Annotated in this window: 6 protein-coding genes and 1 pseudogene; 5 read left to right on the top strand and 2 right to left on the bottom strand. The window is 76.9% G+C overall.

The genetic code is table 11. The features are described from left to right. Positions 1-19: 19 nt before the first annotated feature. Together eccB and eccD are read right to left on the bottom strand one after the other, a co-directional pair. Complete coding sequence (eccB, locus tag AB6N23_RS16385; protein WP_412867057.1) at positions 20-1,405, bottom strand: type VII secretion protein EccB; 1,386 nt, start codon at positions 1,403-1,405, stop codon at positions 20-22. A gap of 3 nt (positions 1,406-1,408) precedes the next feature. Next, positions 1,409-2,743 (bottom strand): type VII secretion integral membrane protein EccD, encoded by a 1,335-nt coding sequence (eccD, locus tag AB6N23_RS16390; protein ID WP_412867058.1) that lies wholly within the window; start codon positions 2,741-2,743, stop codon positions 1,409-1,411. A gap of 279 nt (positions 2,744-3,022) precedes the next feature. Between eccD and AB6N23_RS16395 the strand changes: the two genes are divergently transcribed. From AB6N23_RS16395 to AB6N23_RS16415, 5 genes and pseudogenes are all read left to right on the top strand, one after another. Then, positions 3,023-3,337 carry a WXG100 family type VII secretion target gene (locus AB6N23_RS16395; RefSeq protein ID WP_378202152.1) on the top strand — a complete coding sequence of 105 codons (315 nt, stop codon included), beginning with the start codon at positions 3,023-3,025 and terminating at the stop codon, positions 3,335-3,337. Between the two features lie 28 nt (positions 3,338-3,365). After that, a complete protein-coding gene (locus AB6N23_RS16400; RefSeq protein WP_412867059.1) occupies positions 3,366-3,662 on the top strand; it encodes a WXG100 family type VII secretion target in 297 nt (98 codons plus the stop codon). 128 nt (positions 3,663-3,790) lie between these two features. Next, positions 3,791-4,201 carry a hypothetical protein gene (locus AB6N23_RS16405; RefSeq protein WP_412867060.1) on the top strand — a complete coding sequence of 137 codons (411 nt, stop codon included), beginning with the start codon at positions 3,791-3,793 and terminating at the stop codon, positions 4,199-4,201. After that, complete coding sequence (locus AB6N23_RS16410) at positions 4,201-5,613, top strand: S8 family peptidase (protein ID WP_412867061.1); 1,413 nt, start codon at positions 4,201-4,203, stop codon at positions 5,611-5,613. The genes AB6N23_RS16405 and AB6N23_RS16410 overlap by 1 nt, the downstream gene beginning before the upstream one ends. A gap of 67 nt (positions 5,614-5,680) precedes the next feature. Further along, a pseudogene (locus AB6N23_RS16415) lies at positions 5,681-6,868 on the top strand (hypothetical protein); the annotation flags it as partial.

Consider the following 6,868-nt stretch of genomic DNA (forward strand, 5'->3'; position numbering starts at 1 on the left):
GCGGCGACGGGGACGCGCCTCACCCGGCGTCCGCCTCCGCGGTCGGGTCGGCGGCGTCGGCGGGCGCGACGCCGCGCGCGGCGGCCTCGACCGACAGGGCCGGGCCGGTGGGCAGCAGGTCGATCCAGGCGTCGGTGACCGCGCCGACGTCCTCCACGGCGTAGCCGAGGCGGGTCAGCGTGTCGGCGTCCCCGACGACGGGGAACGCGGTGCCGGTGGCGTCCACGAGGTAGAGGCCGCCGCTCGACTGCGGCCCGCGCCCGCCGGCCCGCACGAGCGCGCCGGCGCCGTGGTCGACGCGCTGCCCGGCCGTCTCGACGGGGGCGTCGGCCGACGCGACGGCCAGCACGGTGCCGGGCTCGCCGTCGTCGTCGACCGCGAGGGCGCACGGCACGTCGGCGTCGGGGACGGGCGTGATCTCGTCGGCAGGCCAGTCCGCCGCGCCCGCGGGCGTGGGCGACGTGTCGAGGGTGCCGACGGCGGCGGGGGAGATGTCGAGCGCCTCGCCGAGCTGCGAGCCCGTGCCGAGCATGTACAGCTGGTACGCGAGCGGGCTCAGGGGTGCGAGCGTGCCGTCGTCGCGCACGAGGAACCGGGTGGTCGCGGGGGCGCCGGTGAAGTGGACGACCTGGCCGACGCGCAGCTCGGTGCCCTCCACGGGGTCGCCGGCGTCGCGCACGACGACGGCGGCGAGCTCGGTGCCCGGGGTGAACAGGCGCAGCCACGCCGCGGTCACGTCGCGCACGTCGGCGTCGCCGAGGCCGATCGCGCGCAGCACCGCGTCGGTGCCGTCGGGGTCGACGGGGAACGCGACGCCGCCGACGAGCACGGCCGTGCCGGCCTCCGTCCGCACGACCGCCGCCTGCTCGGTCGCGACGGCGGGCGCCGTCGCGGACAGTGCGGTGGCGACGCCCGCCGGGCCGGTGGCCGTGTCGCCGTCGGGCAGGACGAGGCACGCGGCCCACCCGGTCGCGAGCAGGCGGTCGGCGGGCGGGAGCTGGTCGGGCGCGCCGACGATGCCGACCGGCTGCCCGAGCGGGGCGTCCGCGAGCCGCTCGGCGCTCGTCGTCACGACGTCGAACTCGCCCGCCGGCACGATCAGCCGGGCCGACGTCGTGTTGGTGACGGGGTGCAGGGTGCCGCCGACGCTGACGTAGCGCGCGCCCGTGTCCTCCGCGACCACGAGGCGGTTGTTGTCCCACCCCGCCGGCAGGCCGGGGCGCAGGAAGCCGTAGAACAGCCCGCCGACGACGACGAGCGCCGTGAGCGCCAGACCCGCGACGACGCCGCGCATGGGCTTGGTCGGCTCGAGCTCCTTGCCGCCCGGCGCGCCGGACGTGAAGGCGGTGAGCAGGCGGCGACGGCTGAACGTCTGCGCCTCGATGAGGTCCTTCTTGCTCGCCACGGGTCAGACGAGCCCGGCCGTGAGGGCGCCGAGCGGCAGCAGGAGCGTGAGGACGGCGAGCTCGGCGGTGTCGGCGAGCCGCACCATGCGCATGCGGGCACGCGGGCGCAGCATCGTCAGCGCGACGAGCGCGGCCACCGACCCGAGCAGCACGATCGTGAGCACCGCCGGCGCGACCGACCCGGACACGGCCACGACGGTGCCGGTGAGCGTGAGGCCGACCGCGCCGCACGCCATGAGCGTGAGCACGCCGGTGCGCGCGTGCACCTGGCGCGACTGGAACAGCAGCCCGACGAAGGCGAGCGCGCACAGGGCCGCACCCGTCGCGCTCGCGGCGGCGACCAGCGGCGTGGCGACGGCGACGCACACGGCGGCCGCGACGCGCGCGGACAGCAGCAGCCGCTGCCCCTCGAGCGCGCGGCGGGCGACGTCGGCGCCGTCCACCGGGGGCGGGGCCGCCAGCACCTCCGCGTCGCTGTGCGGGGAGACGACGTCGAGGCGGGTCGACGACAGCGCGAGCCACGGCGCGAGGTTCGACAGCGTCGCGGCGACCGCGACGAGCACGGCCCACGGGGCGACGTCCCCGGGCCCGAGCAGGGCGGCCGCCAGGCCGGTCGCCGCCACGGCGCCGCCCGCGGCGACGGGCACGACGTGGACCTGCGGCGCGGACGCGACGGACGCGAGCGCGAGGCCGCCGACGACCATGGCCGCCAGACCGGCCGCGGCGAGCGGCCAGCCCCACGGCTGCCCCTCCGGCACCAGCAGGTACGCGCCGACGCCGGCCCACACGGCGGCGGCGAGGCCCAGCCCGTGGCCGGCCTCCGCCGCGCCCGTGCGCGTCAGCACGGCGCCGGTCGTGACGAGCACGACGGCGGCGCCGAGCGCGAGGATCGCGCCCGTGCCGAGGCCGTGCGGCGACGACAGCAGGAGGCCGGCGCCGAGCGCGAGCAGCACGAGGCTCACGGCGAGGGCCGTGCGCGCCTGGTCGGCCGGGGTCCAGGCCGCGCGGTCCCGGGTCGCGTCGACGACGGCCTCGACGACGTCGTCGTAGCGGCGGTGCTCCGCGACGAGCGCACCGCGCACCAGGGTGAGCAGCTCGCCGTCCTGCACGCCCTGCGCGGCGCAGCTCTGCGCGGGGTCGAGCAGGCCGCCGTCGGAGCGGCGCAGCCCGTAGCCGGCGTGCACCAGCGTGGGGTCGAGGACGCCGAGGCTGCGCACGACGCCCGGCATCAGCTCGACGAGCGGGAGCTGCGCGGGCACGCCGAGGTCCAGCCGACGGTCCTCGCTCGTGATCGTCAGGTGCAGCAGGGCGCGGGCGGCGGTCGTGGTCTGAGGCATCGGGTCCCCCGGGAGGGCGCACCTGGGGCGCGCGGCGAACGCAGGCGAGGTTAGCGCGCGCCGGGATGCCGGCCCGGCCGCGGGCAGCCCGTGGACCCCTGCGGCGGCCCCGCCGGGCCCTGCATCACCCGTTCGGGTGCGCCACCCTGGGTGATCTCTCCGGGATCCGCCCGGCCCGTCCGGATCCTCCGGGAACCTGTCGCCCCTCCGCGCTACTGTGTCCGGCGTGCCGCCCGTCACAGGTCGGCAGCCGCACGTCGTCGAGCGAAGGAGTGTGACGTGGCAGAGAACATCTCCGCCGAAGAGGGGGCCCTCGCGCGCGGTGCGCAGGCCGTGGCCGACGCCCGCCAGGGCATCGACAACCGGGTCGCGCAGGTGCGCCGCGAGATCGAGACCGTCGGTGGCATGTGGACGGGGCCGGCCGCGTCGCGCTTCACCCAGCTCATGGCCGAGTGGGACACGAAGACGAAGAAGCTGAACAGCGTCCTCGACCAGCTCGAGGCCTCGCTCACCGGCACGGCCCGCGACCAGCAGGCGACCGACGAGCAGACGCAGCAGACCATCTCCGGTCTCAACTCGATGATGGGCGCCTGAGGGCGCACCCGGAACAGGGAGCATGCAGATGTCGCTGGGTTCGTTCTCCGTCACCCCCGAGCAGGTCATCGCGCTGTCGGGCAACATCCGCTCCGGTGCCTCCGGCATCCGGTCCGAGCTCGACGAGCTCGACAGCAAGGTCTCCACGCTGCGCGCCAGCTGGTCCGGCCAGGCGCAGGAGTCCTACTCGCTCGCGCAGCGCCAGTGGACGCAGTCGCTGACCGAGCTGCAGCAGCTGCTGGACCGCATCGCGACCAGCACCAACGAGATCGCGCAGAACTACACGGCCGCCGACCGGCAGTCGGCCGGCCGCTTCGGCGCCTGACCCGACCGGGTCGCACGTGAGCGTGGCGGGGGCCGACGGCCCCCGCCACGTGCACGCCCGCACGACGCCACGCCCCACCGCGCACGACCTCAGGCCACACCCGCACGACCCCGCACCAGGAGCGCACGATGCCCGCGATCCACATGATCCCCGACGCCATGCGCGGCTACTCGACCCGGCTCGAGGCCGAGGCCGACATGCTCCCCGCCGAGGGCCGCCTCGACGGGTTCTACGGCCCGCGCGCCACGCAGTACGACGCGGTCGCGCCGGTGACGCAGGTGCTCGAGAAGGCGCCCCAGGTGTTCGTCCAGCTCCGCAACGACCTGCGGGACCTGCTCAACGAGTGCGCGACCGCCTTCACCGAGGCCGCGGCGATCCTCGAGGGCGCGGACCAGGCCTCGGTCACGCAGCTCAGCTCGCTGACCGCCGAGGTCGAGGCGGCCGCGACCGAGGACGCCACGACGCCCGGGACGCCGGCCCCGACGGCGCCCGCGCCCACCACGGACGCGGGCCGGTCGGCCAAGACGAGCGGGATGTGATGACGGCTCGCCGTCCCCGCCGTCCGTCCGTCGTCCGCACGGGCGCCGCGCTCGCCGCAGCCGCCCTGCTCGGCACCGCGCTCGTCGCACCGGCCTCCGCGGCGACGCAGGACGGGACGTGGTGGTACTCCGGCATGGGTGTCGCCGAGGTGCACGCCCAGGGCGCCACGGGTGCCGGCGTGACCGTCGCGGTCATCGACGACGGGATCTTCCCCGAGATGTCGTACCTCGCGGACGCCGACCTGCAGGTGCACGAGCCGTCGTTCTGCGCCGACGACTCCGACACGCCGATCCCCGCGGCGCGGCCGCTCGAGCAGGCCGCCTGGCACGGGACGACCGTCACCGGCTTCGTCGTGGGCAACGGCCGCGGCGCCGACGGGGGGCCCTCGATCGCCGGTGTCGCGCCGGACGCCCGCGTGCTGTTCTACGCCGTGAGCGACGGGAGGGTGCTGCAGGACGACGACGGGTACACCTGCCAGCAGTCCCTGGCCGAGGACGCCGTGGACGCGAGCGAGATGGCGCGTGCGCTGCGGCAGGCGGTCGACGACGGGGCGCAGATCATCACCATCAGCGTCAGCGGCGCGTACGTCTACGACGTCGACGTGCGTGCGGCGCTCGCCTGGGCCCTGCACGAGGGTGTCATCGTGGTCGCCGCCCTCGGTGAGCTGAAGACGGGCGAGGTCATCCCGGTCAGCGACGACCTGGCACGGGCCAACGGCGTGGTCGCCGTCGAGGCGTGCGACGCCGAGCTGCAGCCGATGGAGGGCGAGCCGGGATCGGGCGCGCCCATGAAGCACGACCGCGTGACGGTGTGCGCGCCCGGCGTCGGGCTGCTGGTCCAGGGCACGGACGAGGGCGACACGACGACGACCCGGCTCAGCGGCGGGACGTCGCTCGCGGCGCCGATCACCGCCGGGGCGATCGCCGCCGTCTGGTCGGCGTACCCGGAGGCGACCGGCCACCAGATGCTGCAGAGCCTGATCCACAACACCGGGGCGGAGGAGCACGAGCTCGACTACGACCCCGTGTACGGCTACGGGGTCGTCGGCCTGCGGCACATGCTGCGGGAGGACCCCACGACGTTCCCCGACGAGAACCCGCTGCTGCTGGACGTGGGCGAGAACGCGGGCGGACGGTCCGACCCGATCACGCAGAGCGAGGTCGCGGAGGCCACCCGCCCGGTGTGGCCCGGTGACCCCGACGCGCCCGCCGCGACGCCGGAGCCGTCGGCCACGACCGCACCGACCGCGGGGGCCGCCCCCCAGGACCCCGACGCCGGTGACGGCTCCGGCGGCGGCGTCCCGGCCGGGGCGCTCGTGGGCGGCGGTGCGGCGGTCGCCGCCCTGGTCGTCGTGGCGGTCCTGCTCGCCCGGCGCCGCACTTCCGGCGCCGCGACCACGACGGCCCCGTGATGCCCCACCCCCACGCCTCCCCGAGCGGCGGACGCCCGTCCCCGACGACGACGAAGAAGGTGCACGCATGACCGACGCATCGACGTACTCCGACGCCGAGGCGCAGCTCGGCGAGCTGGCCACGGCGTCGCCGTGGAAGCTGCCCGGCGCCGAGCGGCTGCGCGAGGCGTACGCGGTGGTCGAGTCCGCCATCGCCGACGTCGACGAGATGCTCGGCTCCGAGGCCTCCGGTGCCGCCGCCGACGCCGCGCGCGCCCGCCTGCAGGACATCCGCGGCAAGATCGAGGCCTACGACCAGCGGCTCGTCGCGGTCAACACGGCCGTGCAGTCCGCGGACACCACGCGGCAGTCCGCGGCGCAGGCCCACTTCGAGCGCGTCCAGGCGATGCCCGTCGAGCTGACCTTCGCCCAGAAGGCCATGATCTACGCCGACGAGGAGAAGGCGGCGCTGCTCGCGCTGCCCGCGGGCGTCGTCGTGACCGGTCTGGTCGCCTCCGCGGCCGCGCAGCGGGCCGAGCGGCGCATCGCGCAGGCGGAGGCCGCGCTCGTGGCGGCGCGCAAGCAGGAGGCCGAGCAGGCCGTGGTCCAGCTGCGGTCGCAGATGCAGCCGCCCGCGGTCGAGATCCGGCAGGCCCTGACCGGCGACCGGACGACCAACGACGGCCCCGGCGGGCAGCCCCCCGTCCCGCCGCAGACCCCGGGTACGCCCGGCACCCCGTCGTACCCGGGCAACCCCGGCACACCGGGGAGGCCCGGGACGCCCGACTACGGGGTCCCCGTCACCGGTGTGCAGCCGGTGACGGGCATCGGGACGCCGGTCTGGCAGCCCACCCCGCCGCCCACCGTCGTGCACCCGCCGGTGACGCCGCTGCCCCCGGTCGTCGTCGAACCGCCGCTGCCTCTGCCGCCGGTCGACCCGCCCGTCGTGGTCGAGCCGCCCGTGTGGGTCGACGTGGACGGCGACCTCGACGGCGGGCTGCCCGGCAACGGCGGCCCGGGTGGCACCGGCAGCGGCGGGCTCGGCGGCGGTGCCGGTGCCGGCGGCTGGACGGGCGGCTCGTCCGGCCTGGTCGGCGGTGCCGCCGGTGCGGCGGCGCTCGGCGCGGGCTCGCGCCTCACGGGCGCGCGCGGCGGCATGGCGGGGCTCGGTGCGAGCGCCGGCATGGGCGGCTACGGCGGTGCGTCCGGCGGCTACGCCGGTGCGACCGGTGCCGGTGGCGCCGGCGGTGCGGGTGCACGCGGCCTGGGCGCCGGG

The organism is Cellulomonas pasadenensis (assembly GCF_047229365.1).
Classification (GTDB): Bacteria; Actinomycetota; Actinomycetes; order Actinomycetales; family Cellulomonadaceae; genus Cellulomonas.